Source organism: Streptomyces pacificus (assembly GCF_011766325.1).
Classification (GTDB): Bacteria; Actinomycetota; Actinomycetes; order Streptomycetales; family Streptomycetaceae; genus Streptomyces; species Streptomyces pacificus.
This window is the reverse complement of sequence record NZ_BLLG01000006.1, coordinates 33,312-57,241: the sequence shown is the minus strand read 5'-3', so window position 1 is coordinate 57,241 and position 23,930 is coordinate 33,312. Positions and strand designations below refer to the sequence as shown.

The following is a 23,930-nucleotide window of genomic DNA, read 5'->3' as shown; positions in this document are numbered from 1 at the left end:
GGCCGCCTGCCGCTCGCGCCCGTGCGGACGGCTACTTCACCGGCTGCGGTTCCGGGTCCGGCGAGTCCGCCGGAGCCGAGTCGTCCGCGTCACCGCCGTCGTCCGGTTCCCCCGGCGTCTTCACCGAGTCCAGCAGCAGCTGGGCCACGTCGACGACCTGGAGGGACTCCTTGGCCTTGCCCTCGCCCTTCTTGCCGTTGACCGAGTCGGAGAGCATGACGAGGCAGAACGGGCAGGCGGTGGAGACGATGTCCGGGTTGAGGGACAGGGCCTCGTCGACGCGCTCGGTGTTGATGCGCTTGCCGATCCGCTCCTCCATCCACATGCGGGCGCCGCCGGCGCCGCAGCAGAAGCCGCGTTCCTTGTGGCGGTGCATCTCCTGCTGGCGCAGGCCGGGCACCTTGTCCATGATCTCGCGCGGGGGTGTGTAGACCTTGTTGTGGCGGCCCAGGTAGCAGGGGTCGTGGTAGGTGATCAGGCCCTCGACCGGGGTCACCGGGACCAGCCTGCCCTCGTCGACGAGGTGCTGGAGGAGCTGGGTGTGGTGGATGACCTCGAACTCGCCGCCGAGCTGCGGGTACTCGTTGGCGATGGTGTTGAAGCAGTGCGGGCAGGTGGCGACGATCCTCTTCGCGGCCTTCGGCTTCCTCGAGGACGCATCCTCCTGCCCGGACTGCCCGGACTGCCCGTCCTCCTCTGGGGACTCGCCGAAGGCCATGTTCAGCATGGCCACGTTCTCCTGGCCGAGCTGCTGGAACAGGGGCTCGTTGCCGAGGCGGCGGGCGGAGTCGCCGGTGCACTTCTCGTCCCCGCCCATGATCGCGAACTTGACGCCCGCGATGTGCAGCAGCTCCGCGAAGGCCTTGGTGGTCTTCTTGGCCCGGTCCTCCAGGGCGCCGGCGCAGCCCACCCAGTAGAGGTAGTCGACCTCGGTGAGGTCCTCGACGTCCTTGCCGACGATCGGGACCTCGAAGTCGACCTCCTTGGTCCACTCGACGCGCTGCTTCTTGGCCAGACCCCAGGGGTTGCCCTTCTTCTCCAGGTTCTTGAGCATCGTGCCCGCCTCGGACGGGAACGACGACTCGATCATCACCTGGTAGCGGCGCATGTCGACGATGTGGTCGACATGCTCGATGTCGACGGGGCACTGCTCGACGCACGCACCGCAGGTGGTGCAGGACCACAGCACGTCCGGGTCGATGACGCCGTTCTCCTCGGCGGTGCCGATCAGCGGGCGCTCGGCCTCGGCCAGGGCTGCCGCCGGGACGTCCTTCAGCTGCTCCTCGGAGGCCTTCTCCTCGCCCTCCATGGTCTTGCCGCCGCCGGCCAGCAGGTACGGGGCCTTGGCGTGCGCGTGGTCGCGCAGCGACATGATCAGCAGCTTCGGGGAGAGCGGCTTGCCGGTGTTCCAGGCGGGGCACTGCGACTGGCAGCGGCCGCACTCGGTGCAGGTGGAGAAGTCGAGGATGCCCTTCCAGGAGAACTGCTCGACCTGGGAGACGCCGAAGACGTCGTCCTCGCCCGGGTCCTCGAAGTCGATCGGCCTGCCGCCCGAGGTCATCGGCTGCAGGGCGCCCAGTGCGGTGCCGCCGGTGGCCTCGCGCTTGAACCAGATGTTGGGGAAGCCCAGGAAGCGGTGCCAGGCCACGCCCATGTTGGTGTTCAGCGACACCGTGATCATCCAGATCAGCGACGTGCCGATCTTGATCATGGCGAAGAGGTAGATCAGCGTCTGCAGCGTCGGGACGCTCAGTCCGTCGAAGGCCAGCACCAGCGGGTACGAGACGAAGTAGGCGGCCTCGTAGTGGTCCACGTGGTGGATCGCGCCCTCCAGGCCGCGCAGGACGAGGATCGCCAGGCCGATGGTCAGGATGACGTACTCGACGAAGTAGGCCTGCCAGGCCTTGGAACCGGCGAAGCGGGACTTGCGGCCCGCGCGGGAGGGCAGGTTGAGCAGCCGGATCGCCATCAGCACGAGGATGCCGGCGACGGTCATCAGGCCGATGAACTCGATGTACATCTCGAACGGCAGGAAGCCGCCCAGGACCGGCAGCGTCCAGTCGGCCGCGAACAGCTGGCCGTAGGCCTGCGCGAGTGTCGGCGGCAGCGTCAGGAAGCCGATCGCGACGAACCAGTGGGCGAAGCCGACGATCCCCCAGCGGTTCATCCGGGTGTGGCCGAGGAATTCCTTGACCAGGGTGGCCGTGCGGGCCTTGGGGTTGTCGGTGCGGCTGCCTTCGGGCACGGGCTGGCCGAGCGTGACGAACCGGTAGATCTGCGCGACGGCTCGGGCGATGAGCGCAACGCCGACCACGGTCAGGACCAGCGACACGATGATCGCGGCGAGTTGCATGCGGGGGCTCCTCGGGCCGACGCGGGCGGGAATCGGCACTTACTAAGCGGTAACTTATGCAGTCCGTGCTGAGCGTACCCAGTTATTCCGTCGCACTGTAGCCAGGTGGGCGGTGATCTGCGTCGCTCAGGTCAACCTGAGTGCGGGGCGGGCGCAGGGCCAGCAGCGTGCGCGCGAGGACGGCCAGGTCCAGCCCGATCCAATGGTGCTCCACATAGTGCTGGTCGAGCAGCTCCGGCTCGTCCCAGGGGAGGGTGGAGCGCCTGCGCAGCTGGGCCGGGCCGGTGAGGCCGGGCCGGACGGCTGCCCGCCAGGGGGCGGCGGCGCGGGGGTTGTCCGGGGCCAGGGCCGCCGGGCCGACCAGCGACATCTCCCCCGAGATGACATGGGGGAGCCTGGAGAGCAGGTCCAGTCGCCAGCGGCGGGTGTGCAGTGAGCGGACGGTGAAGGGGTACCCGTGGAGCCCCGTCCGCAGCTCCCGTACGACGATCGGACCGGGAGGGCGCCGCAGGGCGAGGGCGCAGGCCGCGACGGTCAGCAGCGGCGCGGCGAGGGCCAGCAGCAGCGTGCCGAGGGCCAGGTCGAGGAGGCGCTTGGGGTCCGTGATCCCCGGCGGTCCCGTGACCGGGGGCCCGGGCGCTCTGGGGGACGCCGCCGCCGGCGGCGGGCCCGCCGGTCCCGCCGGTCCCGCCGGTCCTGCCGGTCCCGCCGGCCCGTCGGGCCCGGCCGATCCCGTCCGTGGTGGTTCCGCCGGTCCTGCTGTTCCCTCCGGTCCGGTCGACTGCACGGGGCGCAAGGCACTCACCTGACCGTTCTGTCATCTATCGGTCGATACCTGCTGGTTTCTGTCCAGTCGGACGCGTACCTGAACCTTTCGCGTACTTTGGGGAACGATGGCACGGTGGATGCGGGGGTGCCTACAGGCCGCGCCGGGCGGGCAGCGCGAGGGCAGACGCACCATAGTTGAGTCGAGGCGACTCAGCTCTGTTGACGCCCTGGTGTGGAGTGGGGCATCCTTGAGCCAGTTCCGCTCAAGTCCTCTGGAGGAATCGAAATGGCACGTGCGGTCGGCATCGACCTGGGCACGACTAACTCCGTCGTCAGCGTTCTGGAGGGCGGTGAGCCCACCGTCATCACCAACGCCGAGGGCGCCAGGACCACGCCGTCCGTCGTCGCCTTCGCCAAGAACGGCGAGGTGCTCGTCGGCGAGGTCGCGAAGCGCCAGGCAGTGACGAACGTGGACCGGACGATCCGCTCGGTGAAGCGCCACATGGGCACCGACTGGTCGATCGAGCTGGACGGGAAGAAGTTCAACCCGCAGCAGATCTCCGCGTTCATCCTGCAGAAGCTGAAGCGGGACGCGGAGTCCTACCTGGGCGAGAAGGTCACGGACGCCGTCATCACCGTCCCCGCCTACTTCAACGACTCCGAGCGCCAGGCCACCAAGGAGGCCGGTGAGATCGCGGGTCTGAACGTCCTGCGCATCGTCAACGAGCCGACCGCCGCCGCGCTGGCGTACGGCCTCGACAAGGACGACCAGACGATCCTCGTCTTCGACCTCGGCGGCGGCACCTTCGACGTGTCGCTGCTGGAGATCGGTGACGGCGTCGTCGAGGTCAAGGCCACCAACGGCGACAACCACCTCGGTGGCGACGACTGGGACCAGCGCGTCGTCGACTACCTGGTGAAGCAGTTCGCGGGCGGCCACGGCGTCGACCTGTCCAAGGACAAGATGGCTCTCCAGCGTCTCCGCGAGGCCGCGGAGAAGGCGAAGATCGAGCTGTCGTCCTCCACCGAGACGACGATCAACCTGCCCTACATCACGGCGTCCGCCGAGGGCCCGCTGCACCTGGACGAGAAGCTCACGCGCGCCCAGTTCCAGCAGCTGACCTCGGATCTGCTGGAGCGCTGCAAGACCCCGTTCCACAACGTGATCAAGGACGCGGGCATCCAGCTCTCCGAGATCGACCACGTGGTCCTCGTCGGCGGCTCGACCCGCATGCCGGCCGTCGCCGAGCTGGTCAAGGAGCTGACCGGCGGCAAGGAGGCCAACAAGGGCGTGAACCCCGACGAGGTCGTGGCGATCGGTGCCACCCTCCAGGCCGGTGTCCTCAAGGGCGAGGTCAAGGACGTCCTGCTGCTCGACGTGACCCCGCTGTCCCTCGGTATCGAGACCAAGGGCGGCATCATGACCAAGCTCATCGAGCGCAACACCACGATCCCGACGAAGCGCTCCGAGATCTTCACGACGGCCGAGGACAACCAGCCGTCCGTGCAGATCCAGGTCTACCAGGGCGAGCGCGAGATCGCGGCGTACAACAAGAAGCTGGGCATGTTCGAGCTGACCGGTCTGCCGCCCGCCCCGCGCGGCGTCCCGCAGATCGAGGTCTCCTTCGACATCGACGCCAACGGCATCATGCACGTGACCGCCAAGGACCTCGGCACGGGCAAGGAGCAGAAGATGACCGTCACCGGCGGCTCCTCGCTGCCGAAGGACGAGGTCGACCGGATGCGCCAGGAGGCGGAGCAGTACGCGGAGGAGGACCACCGCCGCCGCGAGTCCGCCGAGACCCGCAACCAGGCCGAGCAGCTCGTCTACCAGACCGAGAAGTTCCTCAAGGACAACGAGGAGAAGGTCCCCGGTGACGTCAGGACCGAGGTCGAGACGGCGGTGACCGAGCTCAAGGAGAAGCTGAAGGGCGAGGACACCGCCGAGATCCGCACCGCCACCGAGAAGGTCGCGGCCGTCTCCCAGAAGCTCGGCCAGGCCATGTACGCCGACGCCCAGGGCCAGCAGGCCGCGGGCGGCGCGGGCGGCGAGGACGCCGGGGCCTCCCAGGCGAAGGCCGACGACGACGTCGTCGACGCCGAGATCGTCGACGACGAGAAGGACCAGAAGGGCGGCGCTTCCCGATGACGGAGGAGACCCCGGGTTTCGAGGAGAAGCCCGACGTCCCCTCCGGCGCCACTCCCGATGACGCGGCGCAGGCCGCCGCCCCCTCCGCGGAGGAGGGGGCGGCCCAGGCCGGGGACGCAGCACAGACGGCCCGTGCGGCCACCGACGCGGGCCTGACGGCCCAGCTGGACCAGGTCCGGACCGCGCTGGGCGAGCGCACGGTGGACCTGCAGCGGCTGCAGGCCGAGTACCAGAACTACCGCCGCCGGGTGGAGCGGGACCGGATCACCGTCAAGGAGGTCGCGGTCGCGCAGCTCCTGACCGAGCTCCTGCCCGTGCTCGACGACATCGGCCGGGCCCGTGAGCACGGCGAACTGGTCGGCGGCTTCAAGTCGGTGGCGGAGTCGCTGGAGACCGTCGCCGCCAAGATGGGGCTCCAGCAGTTCGGCAAGGAGGGCGAGCCCTTCGACCCGACGGTCCACGAGGCCCTGATGCACAGCTATGCGCCGGACGTCACCGAGACGACCTGCGTGGCGATCCTGCAGCCGGGCTACCGGATCGGGGAGCGGACCATCCGGCCCGCGCGGGTCGCGGTGGCCGAGCCGCAGCCGGGGGCCCAGCCCAAGGAGCAGGCGGCGGAGCAGGCGGCGGACGAGGAGAGCGGTGGCCCGGACGAGGGCTGACGCGGACGGCGGGTACCGGGAGGAGGGACGTCGATGAGCACGAAGGACTTCGTCGAGAAGGACTACTACAAGATCCTCGGCGTCCCCAAGGACGCCACCGACGCGGAGATCAAGAAGGCGTACCGGAAGCTCGCGCGCGAGAACCACCCGGACGCCAACAAGGGCGACACGAAGGCCGAGGAGCGCTTCAAGGAGATCTCCGAGGCCAACGACGTACTCGGCGACCCCAAGCGGCGCAAGGAGTACGACGAGGCGCGGGCGCTCTTCGCCAACGGCGGCTTCCGGGCCGGTCCCGGCGCCGGAGGAACGTTCAACTTCGACCTGGGCGACCTCTTCGGGGGCGCCCAGGCCCCGGGCGGCGGCGCCGGTGGTGCCGGCGGTGCCGGCGGCTTCGGCGGTGGACTCGGGGACGTCTTCGGCGGTCTGTTCAACCGCGGTGCGGGCACCGGTGCCCGCACCCAGCCGCGCCGCGGCCAGGACGTCGAGTCGGAGGTGACCCTCAGCTTCACCGAGGCGGTGGACGGGGCCACGGTCCCGCTGCGGATGTCCAGCCAGCAGCCCTGCAAGGCCTGTTCGGGCACCGGCGACAAGAACGGCACGCCCCGGGTGTGCCCGACCTGCGTCGGGACCGGTCAGGTCTCACGCGGCGGCAGCGGGTCCTTCTCGCTGACCGATCCCTGCGTGGACTGCAAGGGCCGCGGGCTGATCGCCGAGAACCCCTGCGGGGTCTGCCACGGCAGCGGCCGCGCCAAGTCGTCCCGGACCATGCAGGTCCGCATCCCCGCCGGGGTGAGCGACGGCCAGCGGATCAGACTGCGCGGCAAGGGCGCACCGGGCGAGCGCGGCGGACCGGCAGGCGATCTGTACGTGGTGGTCCACGTCGGTGAGCACCCGGTCTTCGGTCGCAAGGGCGACAACCTCACCGTCACCGTGCCGGTCTCCTTCGCGGAGGCCGCGCTCGGCGGCGAAGTGAGGGTCCCGACGCTCGGCGGGCCTCCGGTCACCCTGAAGCTGCCCGCCGGCACGCCGAACGGGCGTACGATGCGGGCCCGCGGCAAGGGCGCTGTCCGCAAGGACGGCACCCGGGGCGATCTGCTGGTCACCGTGGAGGTCGCGGTGCCCTCGGTACTCGGCGACGAGGCCCGTGCGGCGCTGGAGGCCTACCGCAAGGCGACTGAGGGCCATGACCCGCGGGCAGAACTGTTCCAGGCTGCGAAGGGAGCATGACGCGATGGACGGCCGACGTCGACAGCCCGGATTCGGTGGCCGGGCCTACGAACTGACCGAGGAGACCCCGGTGTACGTCATCTCGGTGGCGGCCCAGCTCTCCGGACTGCATCCGCAGACCCTTCGGCAGTACGACCGACTCGGCCTGGTCTCCCCGGACCGCACGGCGGGGCGCGGCCGGCGTTACTCGGCCCGGGACATCGAGCTGCTCCGCCAGGTCCAGTCCCTGTCCCAGGACGAGGGCATCAACCTGGCCGGTATCAAGCGCATCATCGAGCTGGAGAACCAGGTGGCGGCACTGCAGGCCAAGGTCGCCGAGCTGTCCGCGGCGGTCGAGGGCGCGGCGCTGGCGATGCAGCAGCGCGAGGCCCAGGTGCACGCGTCGTACCGGCGCGACCTGGTGCCCTACCAGGACGTGCGGCAGACGGGCGCGCTGGTGGTGTGGCGGCCGAAGCGGGACGGCTGAGCCTCCGGTCGGCCCGCGGGTCACCGGCCTGCGGGTCCGGTGGCCGGTGACCGGGCGGGGAGGCCGGGGCTCGGGGCCGGACCCCGGGGGTACGGGCCGTGGTGCGTACGCTTCCCGACCTCTGCGCCGGTGCTGGTGAGGCGGCCCTTCAGCGGCCCTTCGGCGGCCCTTCGGCGGTCGGCCGCGTCGCCGGCGTCCGTGAGCGTGAGGGGCCGGCGGTTGTGCGTCGGGGTCCGTACGCGCCCGTCGGGGTTCAGCCCGGATCCGTACTCGTCCACCGGTGTGTGTCGAAGTCGGTGCACGTCGGTCGGGGTCCGTGGGCGTTCGTCGGCGTCGGGACGGCGTGCGCCGGTTTCCGCCGGTGTCCGGCAGGGCGGGTCCGCGACGGACCCGCGGGGCCTGGTGGCCCACCGGCTTGCCGTGGAAGGCGGACGCGGTGCGCGGGACGGCCGGGGCGGGGCCGGTGCTCTCGGTCAGTGATCGTGCTCCAGGATCCCGGACCGGGAGATGAGGTAGCCGAGCTGGGCGCGCGAGCCGCTGCCGAGGGCGGAGGCCAGCTTGGCGATGTGGGCCCGGCAGGTGCGGACGTTCATCCCGAGGCGGCGGGCTATCGCCTCGTCCACATGGCCCTCGACGAGCAATTTGGCGATGGAGCGCTGGACGCCGCTGACGCCGTCCAGTTCGGGGGCGTAGGAGACGATCTGGTCGTCCCAGGGGACGCCGTGGAGCCAGAACTGCTCGAAGACCCCGACCAGATACCGCACCAGGCCCTCATGGCGCAGCTCCAGGGCGACCCTGCGGTCGGTCCGCGCCGGGATGAAGGCCACCTTCCGGTCGACCACGATGAGCCGGTCGATGATCTCCTCGAGGGTGCGGACCTGCGAGCCGTAGGGGGCCACCCGCTCCACGTAGGCGATGGTGGCCGGGTGGTGGCGTGCGGTGTGCTGGTACAGCGTGCGCATCGAGACTCCCCGGTCCACCAGCATCGAGACGCGTCGTAACCCCTCCTGGAGGGTCGCGGGCCGGCGGCCGCTGCCGGGCTGCACCGTCAGCAGCTCCTCCTGGCACTCGGCGATGACGCGGTCCAGCGTCGCGTTGATGAGGCTCAGTCCTTCGAGGACGGTGATGGCGTCGGTCGTGGACGGATCGTGCGAGTTCAGCGCCATGAACGGCTCAAACGATTCCGCCAGTGAGACGGTCAGCCGCCTCCGGTCCTGGATCTCCCGCTCCAGGGGCTGCATCAGCTGGTGCAGGGCGACGGACGGCGGGACCGGGCGGAGCCACTCGGGGTCGTCGGGATCCGGGCGGAGCATGCCCATGTCCATGAGGCATGGGGCGTTGGCGACCTCGGACCGCGCTATGCGGCCACTGCGCAGAGCGGACGCATACAGCTTTTTCCCGGCCTCGCACAGCTCGTCGTGAGTGTGCTTATCTCCCTCATCGCCCTGTTTCATCTGCATGTGCACCCCCCTCAGGGTCCTGAATTACAGGAACATGATGCCTGGCCACGCTGGTGAAGGCGTTCGCAGTGGGCCATCGTCGTAACCGCGGGGGAGGAGGTAGTGATCACAAGAGGTGGAGATCGGCCATGACCAGGATGGTTCGTGCACTGTGCGCTATAGCCGTTGCGGCTGCTCTCGGCGGTCTCGCGGTGAGCGGTGAGCCGACGTGGGAGTGGAAGCCCACGACGGTGACCGCCACGGTGGCCGCGGCTTTGGGTGAACCCACGTGGGAGAGCGCGACGATGGACGTGGCTCCGGGTGAACCGACGTGGGACAGCGCGCCCGCGGACGTGGCTCCGGGTGAACCCACATGGGACAGCGCGCCGGCGGACGCGGACGTATGAGCATGCCCCCGGACGATCGCGTCTTCCGGCGGGAGATGGCGACCGCCTATCGATCCGGGTGGCACTTCATCGACCTCGTCACGGCAATTCCCCACCGTGGCGACTCGCTGATGGTCACTCTCTTCGGGGAGCCGATCGTCGTCGCCCGCGAGGACGACGAGGACGTCCGCGCCTACCGGTGTCTTCGCCGGCCCCGCGGGGCCCCGCGCCCCGTCCGCTGTGCGGTCCGGTACGGCATGATTTTCGTCAATCTCGACCAGCGCGACCACCAACTGGTCCAGCCCGAGACCACCACCGCCACCCCCCGCAGCGCCTGAGCGGTTCCCCCGTCGTTCAAGATCGCTCAGGTGCTTCCCCCACACAGCGGCGCCATCGTGGACCTGAAACACGATGGCGCCGCTGTGCTGCGCCCGAAAGGCGATGGCGCCGCTGGACACGCGTGCCGTCACGAGGCGCTGCGCGAGCGGTCGTGGCAGCGCCGTGGTGCCGTGCGCGGGCGCCGGCCGGGCGCCGGCCCGTCACACCCGGACACGCGCACGCGCGCGGGCTCCCGGGACCGAGGCCGACATGCCCTCCCCCTCCGGGCGGACACGCTCGCGCGCGCGGGCTCCCGCCGCCGGTCCCGTCCACGACGGTCCGCGCCTCGCGGACGCGCGCGGACGCCGGCCCGTCACACCCGGCCCATCGCCCGGGTCAGCGCGATCTCGATGACCACGCGGTCCGGGTTCGGCGACGGCGTGCGGCCGTAGCGCTCCGCGTAGCGGGCCACCGCGTCGGCGACGGTCTCCGGGTCCGTGCGGACCGTGGCGCGGCCCTCGAGCGTCGCCCAGCGCCCTTTGTCCACCTGGCAGACCGCGACCGGGGCCCCTTCGGGGCCGGCGGCCAGCACATGGGCGACCTTGCGGCTGCGCTTGTTGGTGATCACGCGGGCGATGCCCCTCCCGCCGCCCTCCGGGTCGTATGTGGCGCCCACCGCCACGACGTGCGGTGTGCCGTCGGGCCGGGGCGTGGTGAGCGTGCACAGGTGGTACTCGCGCCAGAAGCCGAGGAAGGACTCGTGCGGGTGCCTGGGGTCGATGGCCATGCCCCGGAACCTACCCGGGGGACTACATCCCGACGAATCCGGGGAGGACGCAGTTCCGGGCGCCCATACTTGAGCGGAACCGGCTCAACTTTGTGTACCTTGGGAGAGGCATAGTCATGGGGAGAGCCGAGGCGAGGAGGAGAAGCCGCACGTGGATGCTGAGCTGACCAACAGGAGCCGGGACGCGCTGAGCGCGGCGAGCACCCGGGCGGTGTCCGAGGGGCACGCCGACCTGACCCCCGCGCATCTGCTGCTGGCGCTGCTCGCCGGCCAGGACAACGAGAACATCACCGACCTGCTGGCGGCCGCCGATGCGGACCAGGCCGCCGTGCGGTCCGGTGCGGAGCGGGTCCTCGCCGACCTGCCCAGCGTGACGGGCTCGACGGTGGCGCCGCCGCAGCCCAACCGGGAGCTGCTCGCCGTCATCGCCGACGCCGGGCGGCTCGCCCGGGAGCTGGGGGACGAGTACCTCTCCACCGAGCACCTCCTCATCGGCGTCGCCGCCAAGGGCGGCCGGGCCGGCGAGGTGCTGTCCGGGCAGGGCGCCACTCCGAAGAAGCTGCGGGAGGCGTTCGAGAAGGCACGCGGGGGCCGCCGCGTGACCACGCCCGACCCCGAGGGCCGGTACAAGGCCCTGGAGAAGTTCGGCACCGACCTCACGGACTCGGCCAGGGAGGGCCGGCTCGACCCGGTCATCGGCCGCGACCAGGAGATCCGCCGCGTCATCCAGGTGCTCTCCCGCCGTACCAAGAACAACCCCGTGCTGATCGGCGAGCCCGGCGTCGGCAAGACCGCCGTCGTGGAGGGCCTCGCCCAGCGCATCGTGAAGGGCGACGTCCCGGAGTCCCTCCGCGACAAGCGGCTGGTCGCCCTGGACCTCGGCGCCATGGTCGCCGGGGCCAAGTACCGCGGCGAGTTCGAGGAGCGCCTCAAGACCGTCCTCTCCGAGATCAAGGAGAGCGAGGGCCGGATCATCACCTTCATCGACGAGCTGCACACCGTCGTGGGCGCCGGCGCCGGCGGCGACTCCGCCATGGACGCGGGCAACATGCTGAAGCCGATGCTCGCCCGCGGTGAGCTGCGCATGGTCGGTGCGACCACCCTCGACGAGTACCGCGAGCGGATCGAGAAGGACCCGGCGCTGGAGCGCCGCTTCCAGCAGGTGCTGGTCGCCGAGCCCACCGTGGAGGACACCATCGCCATCCTCCGCGGCCTCAAGGGCCGCTACGAGGCCCACCACAAGGTGCAGATCGCGGACAGCGCCCTGGTGGCCGCGGCGACGCTCTCCGACCGCTACATCACCTCCCGCTTCCTCCCCGACAAGGCCATCGACCTCGTCGACGAGTCGGCCTCCCGGCTGCGGATGGAGATCGACTCCTCCCCGGTCGAGATCGACGAACTGCAGCGCGCCGTCGACCGGCTGCGCATGGAGGAGCTCGCGCTGTCCAAGGAGACCGACGAGGCGAGCGTCCAGCGGCTGGAGAAGCTCCGCCGCGACCTCGCGGACCGGGAGGAGGAGCTGCGCGGGCTCACCGCGCGCTGGGAGAAGGAGAAGCAGTCCCTGAACCGGGTGGGCGAGCTCAAGGAGAAGCTCGACGAACTCCGCGGCCAGGCCGAGCGGGCCCAGCGCGACGGCGACTTCGACACCGCGTCGAAGCTGCTGTACGGGGAGATCCCGGCGCTGGAGCGCGAGCTGGAGGCCGCGAGCGAGGCCGAGGCCCGGCAGGAGGCCGCCAAGGACACGATGGTCAAGGAGGAGGTCGGTCCGGACGACATCGCGGATGTCGTCGCCTCCTGGACCGGCATCCCGGCCGGGCGGCTGCTGGAGGGGGAGACGCGGAAGCTCCTGCGGATGGAGGAGGAACTCGGCAGGCGGCTGATCGGCCAGAGCGAGGCCGTGGCGGCCGTGTCCGACGCCGTGCGCCGCTCGCGCGCCGGCGTCGCCGATCCCGACCGGCCCACGGGCTCGTTCCTCTTCCTCGGCCCGACCGGCGTCGGCAAGACCGAACTCGCGAAGGCCCTGGCGGACTTCCTCTTCGACGACGAGCGGGCCATGGTCCGAATCGACATGTCCGAGTACGGCGAGAAGCACAGCGTGGCGCGGCTGGTCGGGGCACCGCCCGGCTACGTCGGCTACGAGGAGGGCGGCCAGCTCACCGAGGCGGTCCGCCGCCGCCCGTACAGCGTGGTGCTGCTGGACGAGGTGGAAAAGGCCCACCCCGAGGTCTTCGACGTCCTGCTGCAGGTCCTGGACGACGGGCGGCTGACCGACGGGCAGGGCCGGACGGTGGACTTCCGCAACACCCTCCTGATCCTGACCTCCAATCTCGGCAGCCAGTACCTGGTGGAGCCGCTGACCAGTGCCGAGGAGAAGAAGCAGCAGGTCCTGGAGGCCGTACGGGCCTCGTTCAAGCCGGAGTTCCTCAACCGGCTGGACGATCTCGTCGTCTTCTCGGCCCTGGACAAGGAGCAGCTGGAGCGCATCGCCGAACTCCAGATCGCCCGGCTCGCCGAGCGGCTCGCCGATCGCCGGCTCACTCTGGACGTCACCCCCCAGGCCCTTCAGTGGCTGGCCGACGAGGGCAACGACCCCGCCTACGGGGCCCGGCCGCTCCGCCGGCTGGTCCAGACGGCGATCGGCGACCGCCTCGCCAAGGAGATCCTCGCAGGTGGGGTGAAGGACGGCGACACGGTCCGCGTCGACCGGGCCGACCACGGCCTGACCGTGGAACCGGTGCGGTGAGCCACGCCCGGGTGGGGGTTGCCAGCCCCCGCCCGGGATGGGAGAGGATGGCCGCATCCGTACGAAGGGAAAACACCCGGTGAGCATCGACCCGTCCTCGATTCCGAACTTCGGGGGACAGCCCCAGCCCCAGGCCCAGGCTGCGTCAGGACCGGCGGGCCCGGTCGTCCCCGACCAGGACCTGGTCAAGCAGCTCCTCGACCAGATGGAGCTGAAGTACGTCGTCGACGACGAGGGTGACCTCGCGGCGCCGTGGGAGGAGTTCCGCACGTACTTCATGTTCCGCGGCGAGAACGAGCAGCAGGTCTTCTCGGTGCGGACGTTCTACGACCGTCCCCACGCGCTGGACGAAAAGGCCCGGGTCCTCGACGCCGTCGACGACTGGAACCGCCGCACGCTGTGGCCGAAGGTGTACACGCACACTCATGAGGAGGACGGGCAGCCCACGACCGTCCGCCTCATCGGCGAGGCCCAGATGCTGATCGGTACCGGTGTCAGCCTCGAGCACTTCGTCTCCTCGACGGTCAGCTGGGTGCGCGCGGCCATCGAGTTCGACAAGTGGCTGGTGGAGCAGCTCGGCCTCGCCCCGGCCGGGGAGTCCGCCGACGGGAAGCCTGCCGGCGAGTAGCCGGCGGACGGCGCCTGAGGGCGCCCGGGGGCACCCGGGGCGCCTGTGGCGCTGGGGAGCGCTTGCTGCGTGGGGGTGCCTGGGGCGTCTGGGCCGCCGGGGTGCCTGCTGTCCACCGCGGCGCCTGCGGCGCCAGGGGCATCCCGGAGGCCGGTGGGCGATCAGGCCGGGGACCCGGCGCGCTTGAGCCCGGCCACGGCACCCGGGTCGCCCGGGGTGCTCCGGGTGCGCGCGATATGCGCGTGAGCGTCCGGATATGCGCGCGGCGCGGACCGCCTTCCGCCGGACCGCCTCCCGCCGGACTGCCCCCACCGGGGTTCACAGCGCCATCGGGGCGACGGTCAGATACGTCCCGTAGCAGCACGACAGCCCCGCCAGGGCGGCGACCACCGTGACCGCCGCCCTGGGGCGGGCCTTCGCCAGCGCGGCCGCCAGAGGCAGCAGCAGCGGGAACGCCGGCAGCAGAAAACGCGGCTTGGACTCGAAGAAGCCCGAGCCGCCGACCGTGATGAGCACCAGCACCCCGGTGTACACCACCAGCGCCAGCGGCGGCCGGTCCAGCAGGAACCAGCAGGAAGGGGGCGAACAGCAGGAGCCCGGCGCCCGCGATCAGCAGTGCCATCGGCAACCCGAAGAACGTCGGGGCGGTCACCATGCCCCGGATCGCCTTCAGCGACCCCAGACCCAGGTCGAACCGCGAGGTCCAGCCGCGCTGCACGGCGAAGTAGCCCCCCAGCGCATCGCCCTTGCGGACCCCGACCCACAGCACGTAGCCCAGCCAGCCGGCGGGCGCCGGCGCAGCCGCGGCCAGGACGGGCACCCGGCCGCCCTTCGCACCCCGCCGTCTCCACAGCTCGCAGCACGCCACCGCGCAGACGGCCGCGGCGACCGCGATCCCGTTGGGCCTGGTCAGACCGGCGAGACCGGCCAGCGTTCCGGCCCACAGCCAGCGGCCGGCGGCCAGCGCGTACAGCGCCCAGGCGGCGAACGCCGTCAGCAGCGGCTCGGTGTAGGCCATGGACAGGACGACCGCGTGCGGCAGCAGTCCCCACAGCAGGACGACGAGGGTCGCGAGCCTGCGGCCGTGGAGCCGCTCGACGACCGCGTAGATGCCCCAGGTCGCCGCTCCCGCGGCCGCCCTGACAGCGCGAGCCCCGCGGTGCCGCCGGTGACCGGCAGCGCGGACACGACGGCGCGGATCAGTCCCGGGTAGAGCGGGAAGAAGGCGAGGTCGGACTGGACGGCGCCGTCCGGCCAGTACACCGGGCGACCGTAGCCCTGCGTGGCGATGCCGGTGTACCACCTGGAGTCCCACGAGGTGGCGAGCAGTGCCCGGGGCGAGCGGCCGATGTACCAGGCCCACAGGGACACCACGGCCATGCCGGTCAGCCGGGCCGCCGCGGACAGCCCGAGGGCGGGCACCGCGCGGTGGAGCCCCGAGCGCGCGCGTGGTGCCGCGCGGCCGTCGGCGGACGCTGCCTTGTCGAAGGTCTCGGCGAACAGGGGGCACCTCCGTGCGCGCGCATGTGCGGTCATCCCGACCTTCGGCGGTCCGCACGGGCGGCGCGACCCCTGGGCAGCCGCCCGGGTGCATCGCCCCGCCGGCCCTCCGTCCTCGGTCCCGCCGCGATGTCCTGCCGCGATGTCCTGCCGCGACGGTCCCGTCTCGCCCCAGACGGGAACGGTCTCGGGTGGCCCCACCTGCCGGCCGGGAGATCGGGCCGTGAAGACGTCCGTGCGGAGCCGTGACTTCGGTGCCCACCTCGGGCTGTGTCTGACCACGTTGAGAGAACTGTCTGTAAGCACTTCTCTGGGCTCCACTGCATGGAACTGGAGTGGCTCCAGGCGTAAGGAGTTGATCTGGCTCCGCTTTGCGCTCATGGCGCCGCATGGATCTCGGACGTCGGGATAGGGTCCGTTGGGAGGTGTGGGGGGGAATGAGTTTCCGGCTGGCGGCGACGCAGGGGACGGCGAGTTGGAAGAGGAGCTGCTGTAGCTATGCACGTCGTGCTCCGTGCTCAAGACCGGTGCCATGTTGCTCGCCGGGGCCGGATCACTTGGTGGCCAGCAACGTCCGAGCCTCCTCGGCGCACCCCCAAGACAGCGTGACGCCGGCGCCTCCGTGCCCGTAGTTGTGCACGACCACGGTGCCATCCTCCCGCACCTCTTCCTCCACACGGACCGTGGCGCGGGTCGGTCGAGCACCGATCCGGTGCTCCAGAACACGGGCCTCGGCGAGGCGGGGCTCGACCTCGGCACAGCGGGCGAGGATGCCGGCCGCCGCCTTGTCGTCGGGGGCCAGATCGCCTTCGCCGTCGATCGCTGTGCCGCCCAGGACGACGTTGTCGCCGTGAGGATAGAAGCACAGGAGGTCCGGGGAGAGGCCGGTGTCCTCGGAGAAGAACTCGGTCAGCCCGGGGTTGGTGACGACGACGTGCTGGCCGCGGATGGGCCGGAGGTCAGGGTCCGGAACCAGGTCGCGTGCGCCAAGGCCCGCGCAGTTGACGATCGCTGAGGCTGGACCGGCGTCCGAGAGCGAGGTCAACTGTCGCCGCTCGACCACGCCCCCGGCATCGCGGAGTCGGCGCAGGAGGTAGTCGAGGTGGGTGGGCATGTCGATCAGTGGCACGGTGAACCGGTAGCCCGCCGTGAATCCGGCCGGTAGTTCGGCCCGCTCGCACTGCCGGAAACCCGGCAAAGTGGTGGCCCAGTCCGGCGCGGCTTCGGCCGTGCGGGACGCCTCGATGCCACTGGTGAGCCGGACGCCCGTCGCCGGGTCCTGGGCCAGCTCCCGGAAGATCTCCAGGGACCGTTGTCCCCACTGGTCGACCTTGTCCTTCGGTTCGACCAGGTAAAGCCCCCACATCGCCCCGGCCGCCAGCGACGTGACCCCCGGCACCTGCTCGGCGATCACGTGCACCGAAGCCCCGGCCTCGGCGAGAACGACGGCCGTGGTGAGCCCAGCCACCCCAGCCCCGACAACGACAACGCGCTCCCCTGCGGTCATGAACCTGACCCTAACGGCCGGGTTGCGTCGATGGGGCGTGTTGGGCGAGGGCGTCCTCCAGGGCTGGCAGGAAGCCGCGCACGTGAAGGTTGCGCTGTCGGCGACGGAGGTCGGCGGCAAGTTGGTGGAGCAGCGCCGCGCTGCGAGGCGGACGACATCGAGGCGGTCGGCGGCGATCTGGCCGATCTCGCAGGCTGCCTCCAGGTCTCCGTGCGCGCTGTGTCCCAGGGCCAGCCAGGCTCCTTCGAACATCGCACGGCGCTGGCTTGGGTCGCCGCGCGGCACGTCGTACGCCCCGGATCTGAGCATCTCGATCCCCTTGGCGAGGAAGCGACGGCTCTCCTTTCCGCTCTCCGCCTTCTGCTGCGCACGACCCATCTGGATGAGGCCGTAACCAGCCTGGCAGTCCAGGTGGTTGTCGGTGAGGAAGTACATCCAGCGGGGCTCTTCTTGGCGGCCGTCCCGGCTTGCGATCAGTTCGCGAGCGGCACCACGAGTGTGAGCGAAGTCGTTGTCACGGCCGGCGCCGGCGTACGCGTAGGCGAGCCGGGACAGGACGGACGCCCGGACCGCCAGCGGAGCGGCGTGGCTCGCACGGCGGGCGGCCTCACCCAGGGCGATGGCGTCCGCGGGGTGTCCGCGACTCGCCGCCTGGAAGGACAGGTCGCCCAGGATGTGGGCACACAGGGGAAGATCATTGACCTGACGGGCGGCACGAAGCGCTGTGACGAAGTAGCGCTGCGCCAGGCCGTGGTCGGCCGCGTCGAAGGCCATCCAGCCGGCCAGCTGGCCGATCTCCGCGAGCGCGCGGAGCAGACGGCTCGCGGCAGCCGGAGGGTGGCCGCGTTCGCGAATCAGCAGTCCGACAGCCCGGAACCGTGCTCCGACGTAGGGCAGATGACGTGCCCCTCCGTGCTTGTCATCGAGCAACTGGAGCATGGGGAGATGCTGCTCGACCTGGTCCACGAGCGGATCGGTGTCGAGCGACGACGTCATTCGGGGCGTGTACTGACCGCGTCCCGCGCTGCCGTCGAGGTACTGGGCGACGATCGCGAGGAGTCCCGCGCCCGAGATCGTGAGGAACCGGCGTCGGTCGACGAGCCCTCCCATCACCCAGTCCTCCACGATCGCCTCCATGCCCTGCGCGGTCCAAGGCCGCGCGAGATCCGTATCCGCGGGGACCAGCGCTGATGAGTCGCCCACACGGCCCTGCCACAGTTCGGCCACCGAGACATTCCTACCCAGCTCCTGGGAGAGCACGTAGGCGGCCATCATCGGCAATGGCGCGCGCGGCAGGGAGCCGGCGTCCCGCCAGTGGTACGGCGCCGACTCGGCCACCGTCCCCGCGCCGAAGACGCGGTTGAGCTTGCGAGCGAGCGCCTTCGGGCTCCACCCGAGTTCGTCGAGGCACCCCGCCAGTACGGCGTTGGGCTCGCCTGTCTGCGGTGCCACGTGCGACCACCCTTCGCTCCAGTGGTTCGTCCCATCACTTCGCGAGCCCCATGGTGATGCCCCTGGACGGACGATTCACCACAGCCGCATGGAAGTTGACCGAGTTGACCCACTGATCGGGTCCTGCCTGACCGTCCCCCTCCTGTGTTCTTGGATCCCGGCGGAGGCGCCCGTCTTCCGAGCCGACGGAGAAAGAGGTGGGCCTTGAGACAGCACACGAGCACCTCCCCAGGCCGACCGGGCGATGTGCTGGACCGTGACGCCGGACGACCAACCCCCGCCCCCGAACGCGGGCTCGCCGCTGGCGGCGGCACGACCACCCTGATCACGGATCTGCCGTACGGACCGGAAGCGGCCGAGGTCGCCCGGGGCGCCGTGACGCTGGCGCTGCGTGGCACTGAGACGGACGTACTCGCTGACGCCCGCCTGATCGGGTCGGAGCTCGCGACGAACGCCTTCGTCTCGGGCAGTCCTCCGTTGGTTCTGTGCGTCGACCGCAGGAGTCTGGCCGACGGCGGCCTGGAGATCGAGATCACCGTCACCGACGGCGGCTGTTCCCGCCCGGCACCCGCTTCTCCTACCGCTCCCGACGAGCAGGCCGAATCTTCCTCCCGCGGATGCGGGAGGGCTGGAGCCGCTGCGCCGCCGAGGCGTTACTCCTCGGCCTTCCCTGCCTCATCCGCCCAGGGGCCGGCCTGGGCGACCTCGCCGCACTGGCTCGCCAGCCGGCCCCGGACCTCCGTCGCCTCCCTGCACAGGTCCGGGAGCGTGCGGCGGCACGCCACACCGAGGCCAAGGCGGGGTACGAGGCCCTGGCCCGGTTCGACCTGAACTACTTCGGCGACGCCTGGGGCAACCTCCTGACGCAGGTCGCCTGACCAGCGGCTTAAGCCTGCGCGACCAGCTTCTTGCTGGCAGCTTCCAGACGGGCCAGCACGCGGTCCCGGCCGAGCAGCTCCATGGACTCGAACAGCGGGAGTCCGATCGTCCGGCCGGTGACCGCGACCCGGATGGGCGCCTGGGCCTTGCCCAGCTTCAGCCCGTGCTTCTCCCCGACGGCGAGCAGGACGGCCTTCAGGTCGTCCGCCTTCCACTCCGCGACGTCGGCCAGCTCGGCGCGGGCGTCCGACAGGATGTCGCCGGCGCCCGCCTTCATCGCCTTGTTCCACGACGCCTCGTCCTCGACCGGCTCGTCGAGGAACAGGAAGTCCACATAGCTGGTGATCTCGGAAAGCAGCGCCAGCCGGGTCTGGGCCAGGGAAGCCGCCGCCTCGAAGACGTCCTTGTCGAACGCCTCCGGCCGCCACGGCGCGTACGGGGCGACGAGCCACGGCGCGCAGGCGGCGGCGAACTGCTCCGGCGACAGGGCGCGGATGTACTCGCCGTTGAACGCCGTCAGCTTCTTCACGTCGAAGAAGGCCGGCGCGGTGTTGACGTCCTCGATCCGGAAGAGCTGCTCCAGCTCCTCGTACGGCCTGATCTCCCGGTCGTCGCCCGGGCCCCAGCCGAGCAGCATGAGGTAGTTCACCATCGCCTCGGGCAGGAACCCCTCGGCGAGGTAGTCCTCCAGCGCCACCTTGTCCCGGCGCTTCGACAGCATCTGCCGCTTCTCGTTCACGATCACCGGCAGATGCGCCCACACAGGCGCCTTGGCACCGAGCGCCTCCCACAGCAGCTGCTGCTTCGGCGTGTTCGACAGGTGCTCCTCGCCTCGGATGACCTGCGTGATTCCCTCGTCCAGGTCGTCCACGACGTTGGCGGTCAGAAAGACCGGGGACCCGTCACCACGGGCGATCACGAAGTCCTCGATCGCGCTGTTCGGGAACGCCGGCTCCCCGCGGACCAGGTCGACCACGACGGTCTCCCCCTCGTCCGGCGTCCGGAACCGCAGCGCCCGCCCCTCCTCGAAGGCCAGCCCCCGGTCCCGGCAGAACCCGTCGTACCCGAGGTGCTCCGACCCCGTGCGCTCCTTCAGCTGCTCCCGGGTGCAGTCGCAGTAGTACGCCCGGCCGGCCGCGAAGAGCTGCTGAGCTGCTTCCCGGTGCCGGTCGGCGTTGTGCGACTGGAAGTACGGCCCCTCGAAAGCCGCATCCTCGCCATGGATGCCGATCGCCGCGAGCGCGCTGATGATGCCCTCGGTCCACTCCGGCTTGTTCCGGGCCGCGTCGGTGTCCTCGATCCGCAGCACGAACCTGCCGCCGGACTGTCGCGCCACCGCCCAGTTGCAGAGAGCGGACCGTGCGCCACCGACATGGAACATGCCGGTCGGGGACGGGGCGAAACGAACGCGAACCGGGGCATTAGACATGCGCTCCAGGGTGCCGACGCTGGACCTACGCCCCGGACCACTCGGCCTACCCCCACCGACGTTTCTCGGCCGTCCTCACCTCCTATTCGTCCGTCATCTTCTTCCTCTCCCTTACGCGCTCCACGCTGCCGCGGATCGCAGGGGCGGCCCGGCGAATGCCTGCTGCTGCCGCTCGCGGTGAGGGCCGCCGAGGTCGGGCATGAGGTCGTCGGCGTCGGATGTGAGATGGTCCTCTGCGTCTTTCGTGTGAGGCGGCAGTAAGCAAGGGTCCGCAGGGTTCCAGCCACCTAGACTGGGCATTCTCACTGGCCCCGTTCGCGGTCAGCTGTACACGCCCGTCTCGGTGGACTTGCTGGCTTGTTCCTGGGATGTTCGTACGCAGAGACGGACTCGCTAGCACGTTCGAGTCCGGCCTGCCGCGAGTGCAGCCAAGCGCTCGGCGGGCGGTGCGCACGTATGGAGGATGAATGACGGATCTGCAGGCTGTCGAGATTTGCGCAGGGGCGGGCGGCCAGGCCCTCGGGTTGGAGCGCGCCGGATTCGGGCACGCCCTGGCCGTTGAGCTCGACATGCACGCCGTCGCCACACTGCGCAAGAATCGGCCAGACTGGGATGTCCGGCAAGGCGATGTGGCTGATCCGGAGGTCTGGAAGCCCGAGAAGTTCAGCGGGATGGATCTGATCGCCGGCGGAGTGCCGTGCCCGCCCTTCACCATCGCCGGTAAGCAGTTGGGGGCAACCGACGAGCGCGATCTTTTCGCCTGGGCCGTGCGCCTGGCTGAGAGGGCCAAGCCCAAGGCGCTCCTACTGGAGAACGTCCGGGGGCTCAGCGCCAATCGCTTCGCGGCCTATCGGCAGAACGTCCTCGACACCCTGCAGAGCGCTGGCTACGTCGCTCAGTGGAAGCTCCTCCACGCAGCCGACTTCGGAGTGCCGCAGCTGCGCCCCCGTTTCGTGCTCGTAGCGCTACGCCCTGAATACGCTGAGTACTTCACATGGCCTGAACCGCTGGCGGCCAAGCGGCCCACAGTGGGCGAAGCCCTTTGCGACCTGATGGCCGCTAGAGGCTGGGAGGGCGCTAGAAGCTGGGCTGAGAAGGCCAACGACATCGCCCCCACCATCGTCGGAGGGTCGAAGAAGCACGGTGGGGCCGACCTAGGACCTACGCGCGCCAAGGCTGCTTGGGCGAAGCTGGGGGTGGACGCTCTCGGTGTCAGCGATCAGGCCCCAGAGCCTGGCTGGAAGCCGGCTCAAGGCAAGCCAGGACCGAAACTGACCGTGGAGATGGTGGCCCGGATCCAGGGCTGGAAGCCCGAGGACGAGTGGGTGTTCGAGGGCCGGAAGACCAGTACGTACCGGCAGGTAGGCAACGCCTTTCCGCCGCCTGTCGCCGAGGCGGTGGGCCGGTCCATCGCACGGGCGCTGCGGCAGGAAGGGCCCCGCACCGAGCTGGTAGAGACAACAGAGGTAGTCCACGACCCCGTCTACAAGCTGCTTCGGGGGGTGGAGCGTCCCATCGGGGTCGACCAGATCATCAGCCGGTTGGAGAAGACCGGGCAGCACATGTCAGAGCCGGAAGTCGAACGGCACATTGCCCACCTCGAGCACGACTTCGTGATCCACAGGGTGAAGCGCTCCAGCGGAGCCCTCAGCTACAGGCTCGGCGAGTTCAAAGCTTTCGTCGGCCAAGAGGGCCATCAGAGGCATGAACTCTTCTCCCTGAACCAGGCGAAGATCAGCTGACAGCCGCCGCGGGCGGTCAGGGGGCCTTCCGGTCACGCTTCGTGGCTGCGGCCTCCTGCCGCCGGGCGGTCACTGCCTCGATGACGGTCCTGGCACACGCCTGTGGCTCGAGGTGCTCCCAGAAGCGGAGCACCAGCCAGCCCGCCTCCGCGAGGCGGTTGTCCGTGTCCCGGTCGCGCTTGGTATTCCGGCCGATCTTGTCTTCCCAGTACGGCCGGTTCGTCTTGGGCATCACGAAGTGCTCTGGGCAGCCGTGCCAGAAGCAGCCGTCGATGAAGACGGCCACCTTCACTGGGCGGAAGACCATGTCAGCCGTGCGGCGCATCTTCGGAAGCGGCTTGGCCGCCACCCGGTAGCGCAGTCCAGCGGCGTGGACGAGCGAGCGGAGGAGCAGCTCGGGTGCGGTGTCGCGGTTCCGGTTGCCGAGCATGCTCCGCCGGTTCGCGGCCGAGGAGGCCCAGGAACCTTCGGGCCGTGCCCACTGCCCGGCCTGTTGCTCTGGTTGCGCTTGCTCGCTCATGTCTCCGGCAGTTTGGGGACGGCTTCCTCTGGGTCATCCGGCCTCGCGACAACCCATTCCTGCCCGCCCAGTTCTACTCTCGGTGCGTCCCCGTGGCGGAGACCGGCAGCCGCAAGCCGGGCGCTCACCGACTCACCGGGACCAGGTACGGGCAGGCCGAGCGCTTCGGCAATCCGGCCGTGGCTGGAGTAATGGCCCAGGATAACGATGCCCCGGGGTTGGAGCCTTGAGCGCGATCCGCCGTTGTAGCGGACGCGTTTCATGTAGTCCTCCTGCATCGCCACTGTAGCGACGACAGTGCGGCTGATCCGGCGGCCCTGAGCTCTCACGAAGAGATCATCCACCCTGCGTTGGCCGCTCCTGTGGGAGAAGATCGCCTTGATATCAGCCTCGGAGAGCCGCAGCAGCATGTTCTCCTGGAGAGGAGCCCGGTGGAACAGCCACCGCACTGCGGCCCGCCCTGCGGCGTTCAGTGTCTTCTTGGCGTCCCGGTTGCCGCCGTTGTTCAGCCTCTCAGGCAGGGCGCGCACGAGGCCGGCGGACCATCTGGACTCTTCATCGCTGGCCCAGACGACAAGCAGCAGGTGAACGAGGGCCTCTGGCGGGACCATCCACCCGCCGAGCGTCTGCGAGTACTTGCAGTCGACGTCGGTGCCGGCGATCGAGTAGTCCATGCTGAGGCCGTCGGCGAAGCCGAACTCGCGCTGCATGTTGATCTCGATCAGCGTGCCCAAGTGGGCCTTCTCGGTCTTGTACAGCTGGTCCCACCGGAAGCGACCGGTGTGCTGGCCATCCAGCAGCATGTCGATGCTCCGCCGGATCGCCCCTGCGGTCCTCCTGCCGTGCGGGTCGGCAGCGAGAATCTGCTGCGCAACGACATCCAGTTCCGGATCGCCTGGTTCGTCAACAGGCCACAGGGCTGCCTGCGTGCTCATCGCTTCGCCGTCCACGGCAGGACTCTATCCGGGCTCCGGA

The 23,930-nt window shown here is 70.3% G+C and carries 17 protein-coding genes and 3 pseudogenes; 10 read left to right on the top strand and 10 right to left on the bottom strand.

The window, feature by feature from the left end; translation table 11 throughout:
* Positions 1 to 31: 31 nt before the first annotated feature.
* Both SCWH03_RS12365 and SCWH03_RS12360 read right to left on the bottom strand, forming a co-directional pair.
* Positions 32 to 2,353 (bottom strand): (Fe-S)-binding protein, encoded by a 2,322-nt coding sequence (locus SCWH03_RS12365; RefSeq protein ID WP_173264239.1) that lies wholly within the window; start codon positions 2,351 to 2,353, stop codon positions 32 to 34.
* A gap of 82 nt (positions 2,354 to 2,435) precedes the next feature.
* Positions 2,436 to 3,140, bottom strand: a complete 705-nt coding sequence (locus tag SCWH03_RS12360; RefSeq protein ID WP_254076709.1) for a sugar transferase — start codon at positions 3,138 to 3,140, stop codon at positions 2,436 to 2,438.
* Between the two features lie 267 nt (positions 3,141 to 3,407).
* Between SCWH03_RS12360 and dnaK the strand changes: the two genes are divergently transcribed.
* The 4 genes from dnaK to SCWH03_RS12335 are packed head-to-tail and all read left to right on the top strand — an operon-like array spanning position 3,408 to position 7,625.
* Complete coding sequence (dnaK, locus tag SCWH03_RS12350; RefSeq protein ID WP_173264238.1) at positions 3,408 to 5,270, top strand: molecular chaperone DnaK; 1,863 nt, start codon at positions 3,408 to 3,410, stop codon at positions 5,268 to 5,270.
* Positions 5,267 to 5,932 (top strand): nucleotide exchange factor GrpE, encoded by a 666-nt coding sequence (gene grpE, locus SCWH03_RS12345; protein WP_173264237.1) that lies wholly within the window; start codon positions 5,267 to 5,269, stop codon positions 5,930 to 5,932. The genes dnaK and grpE overlap by 4 nt, the downstream gene beginning before the upstream one ends.
* Before the next feature lie 33 nt (positions 5,933 to 5,965).
* Complete coding sequence (dnaJ, locus tag SCWH03_RS12340; RefSeq protein ID WP_173264236.1) at positions 5,966 to 7,159, top strand: molecular chaperone DnaJ; 1,194 nt, start codon at positions 5,966 to 5,968, stop codon at positions 7,157 to 7,159.
* Positions 7,160 to 7,163: 4 nt separating this feature from the next.
* Positions 7,164 to 7,625, top strand: a complete 462-nt coding sequence (locus SCWH03_RS12335) for a heat shock protein transcriptional repressor HspR (RefSeq protein WP_173264235.1) — start codon at positions 7,164 to 7,166, stop codon at positions 7,623 to 7,625.
* Between the two features lie 473 nt (positions 7,626 to 8,098).
* On the opposite strand, the gene SCWH03_RS12330 is transcribed toward SCWH03_RS12335, so the two are convergent.
* A complete protein-coding gene (locus SCWH03_RS12330) occupies positions 8,099 to 9,085 on the bottom strand; it encodes a helix-turn-helix domain-containing protein (RefSeq protein ID WP_371872661.1) in 987 nt (328 codons plus the stop codon).
* 128 nt (positions 9,086 to 9,213) lie between these two features.
* Between SCWH03_RS12330 and SCWH03_RS12325 the strand changes: the two genes are divergently transcribed.
* Together SCWH03_RS12325 and SCWH03_RS12320 are read left to right on the top strand one after the other, a co-directional pair.
* On the top strand, positions 9,214 to 9,471 hold the full coding sequence (locus SCWH03_RS12325; protein ID WP_173264234.1) for a hypothetical protein: 258 nt from the start codon (positions 9,214 to 9,216) through the stop codon (positions 9,469 to 9,471).
* A complete protein-coding gene (locus SCWH03_RS12320) occupies positions 9,468 to 9,788 on the top strand; it encodes a Rieske (2Fe-2S) protein (RefSeq protein WP_173264233.1) in 321 nt (106 codons plus the stop codon). Before SCWH03_RS12325 ends, SCWH03_RS12320 begins: the two co-directional genes overlap by 4 nt.
* A gap of 353 nt (positions 9,789 to 10,141) precedes the next feature.
* Here SCWH03_RS12320 and SCWH03_RS12315 read toward each other — a convergent pair whose 3' ends face one another.
* Positions 10,142 to 10,555, bottom strand: coding sequence for a pyridoxamine 5'-phosphate oxidase family protein (locus tag SCWH03_RS12315; protein ID WP_173264232.1), 414 nt, complete (start codon positions 10,553 to 10,555; stop codon positions 10,142 to 10,144).
* Positions 10,556 to 10,706: 151 nt separating this feature from the next.
* Here SCWH03_RS12315 and clpB point away from each other — a divergent pair, with 151 nt between their 5' ends.
* The gene (clpB, locus tag SCWH03_RS12310; RefSeq protein WP_173264231.1) at positions 10,707 to 13,298 is read left to right on the top strand and encodes an ATP-dependent chaperone ClpB; all 2,592 of its coding nucleotides are present in this window, start codon (positions 10,707 to 10,709) and stop codon (positions 13,296 to 13,298) included.
* A gap of 79 nt (positions 13,299 to 13,377) precedes the next feature.
* Positions 13,378 to 13,926: a type III secretion system chaperone family protein gene (locus SCWH03_RS12305; protein ID WP_173264230.1), complete on the top strand. Its 549-nt coding sequence runs from the start codon at positions 13,378 to 13,380 to the stop codon at positions 13,924 to 13,926.
* Between the two features lie 318 nt (positions 13,927 to 14,244).
* Here SCWH03_RS12305 and SCWH03_RS29865 read toward each other — a convergent pair.
* From SCWH03_RS29865 to SCWH03_RS29755, 3 genes and pseudogenes are all read right to left on the bottom strand, one after another.
* Positions 14,245 to 15,462 (bottom strand): annotated as a pseudogene (locus tag SCWH03_RS29865) (glycosyltransferase family 39 protein).
* A gap of 517 nt (positions 15,463 to 15,979) precedes the next feature.
* Positions 15,980 to 16,933: an FAD-dependent oxidoreductase gene (locus tag SCWH03_RS12295; RefSeq protein ID WP_173264229.1), complete on the bottom strand. Its 954-nt coding sequence runs from the start codon at positions 16,931 to 16,933 to the stop codon at positions 15,980 to 15,982.
* 183 nt (positions 16,934 to 17,116) lie between these two features.
* Positions 17,117 to 18,385: pseudogene (locus SCWH03_RS29755) on the bottom strand (NsdA family TPR-like regulatory protein); the annotation flags it as partial.
* 602 nt (positions 18,386 to 18,987) lie between these two features.
* On the opposite strand from SCWH03_RS29755, the pseudogene SCWH03_RS12285 reads away from it, so the two are divergent.
* Positions 18,988 to 19,263 (top strand): annotated as a pseudogene (locus SCWH03_RS12285) (glycosyltransferase); the annotation flags it as partial.
* A gap of 8 nt (positions 19,264 to 19,271) precedes the next feature.
* Here SCWH03_RS12285 and gltX read toward each other — a convergent pair.
* On the bottom strand, positions 19,272 to 20,645 hold the full coding sequence (gltX, locus tag SCWH03_RS12280; protein ID WP_254076744.1) for a glutamate--tRNA ligase: 1,374 nt from the start codon (positions 20,643 to 20,645) through the stop codon (positions 19,272 to 19,274).
* A gap of 515 nt (positions 20,646 to 21,160) precedes the next feature.
* Between gltX and SCWH03_RS12275 the strand changes: the two genes are divergently transcribed.
* A complete protein-coding gene (locus SCWH03_RS12275; protein WP_173264227.1) occupies positions 21,161 to 22,435 on the top strand; it encodes a DNA cytosine methyltransferase in 1,275 nt (424 codons plus the stop codon).
* Positions 22,436 to 22,451: 16 nt separating this feature from the next.
* On the opposite strand, the gene SCWH03_RS12270 is transcribed toward SCWH03_RS12275, so the two are convergent.
* Positions 22,452 to 22,955 carry a very short patch repair endonuclease gene (locus tag SCWH03_RS12270; protein ID WP_173264226.1) on the bottom strand — a complete coding sequence of 168 codons (504 nt, stop codon included), beginning with the start codon at positions 22,953 to 22,955 and terminating at the stop codon, positions 22,452 to 22,454.
* A complete protein-coding gene (locus SCWH03_RS12265; RefSeq protein WP_254076707.1) occupies positions 22,952 to 23,905 on the bottom strand; it encodes a NaeI family type II restriction endonuclease in 954 nt (317 codons plus the stop codon). Before SCWH03_RS12265 ends, SCWH03_RS12270 begins: the two co-directional genes overlap by 4 nt.
* Positions 23,906 to 23,930: the final 25 nt, after the last annotated feature.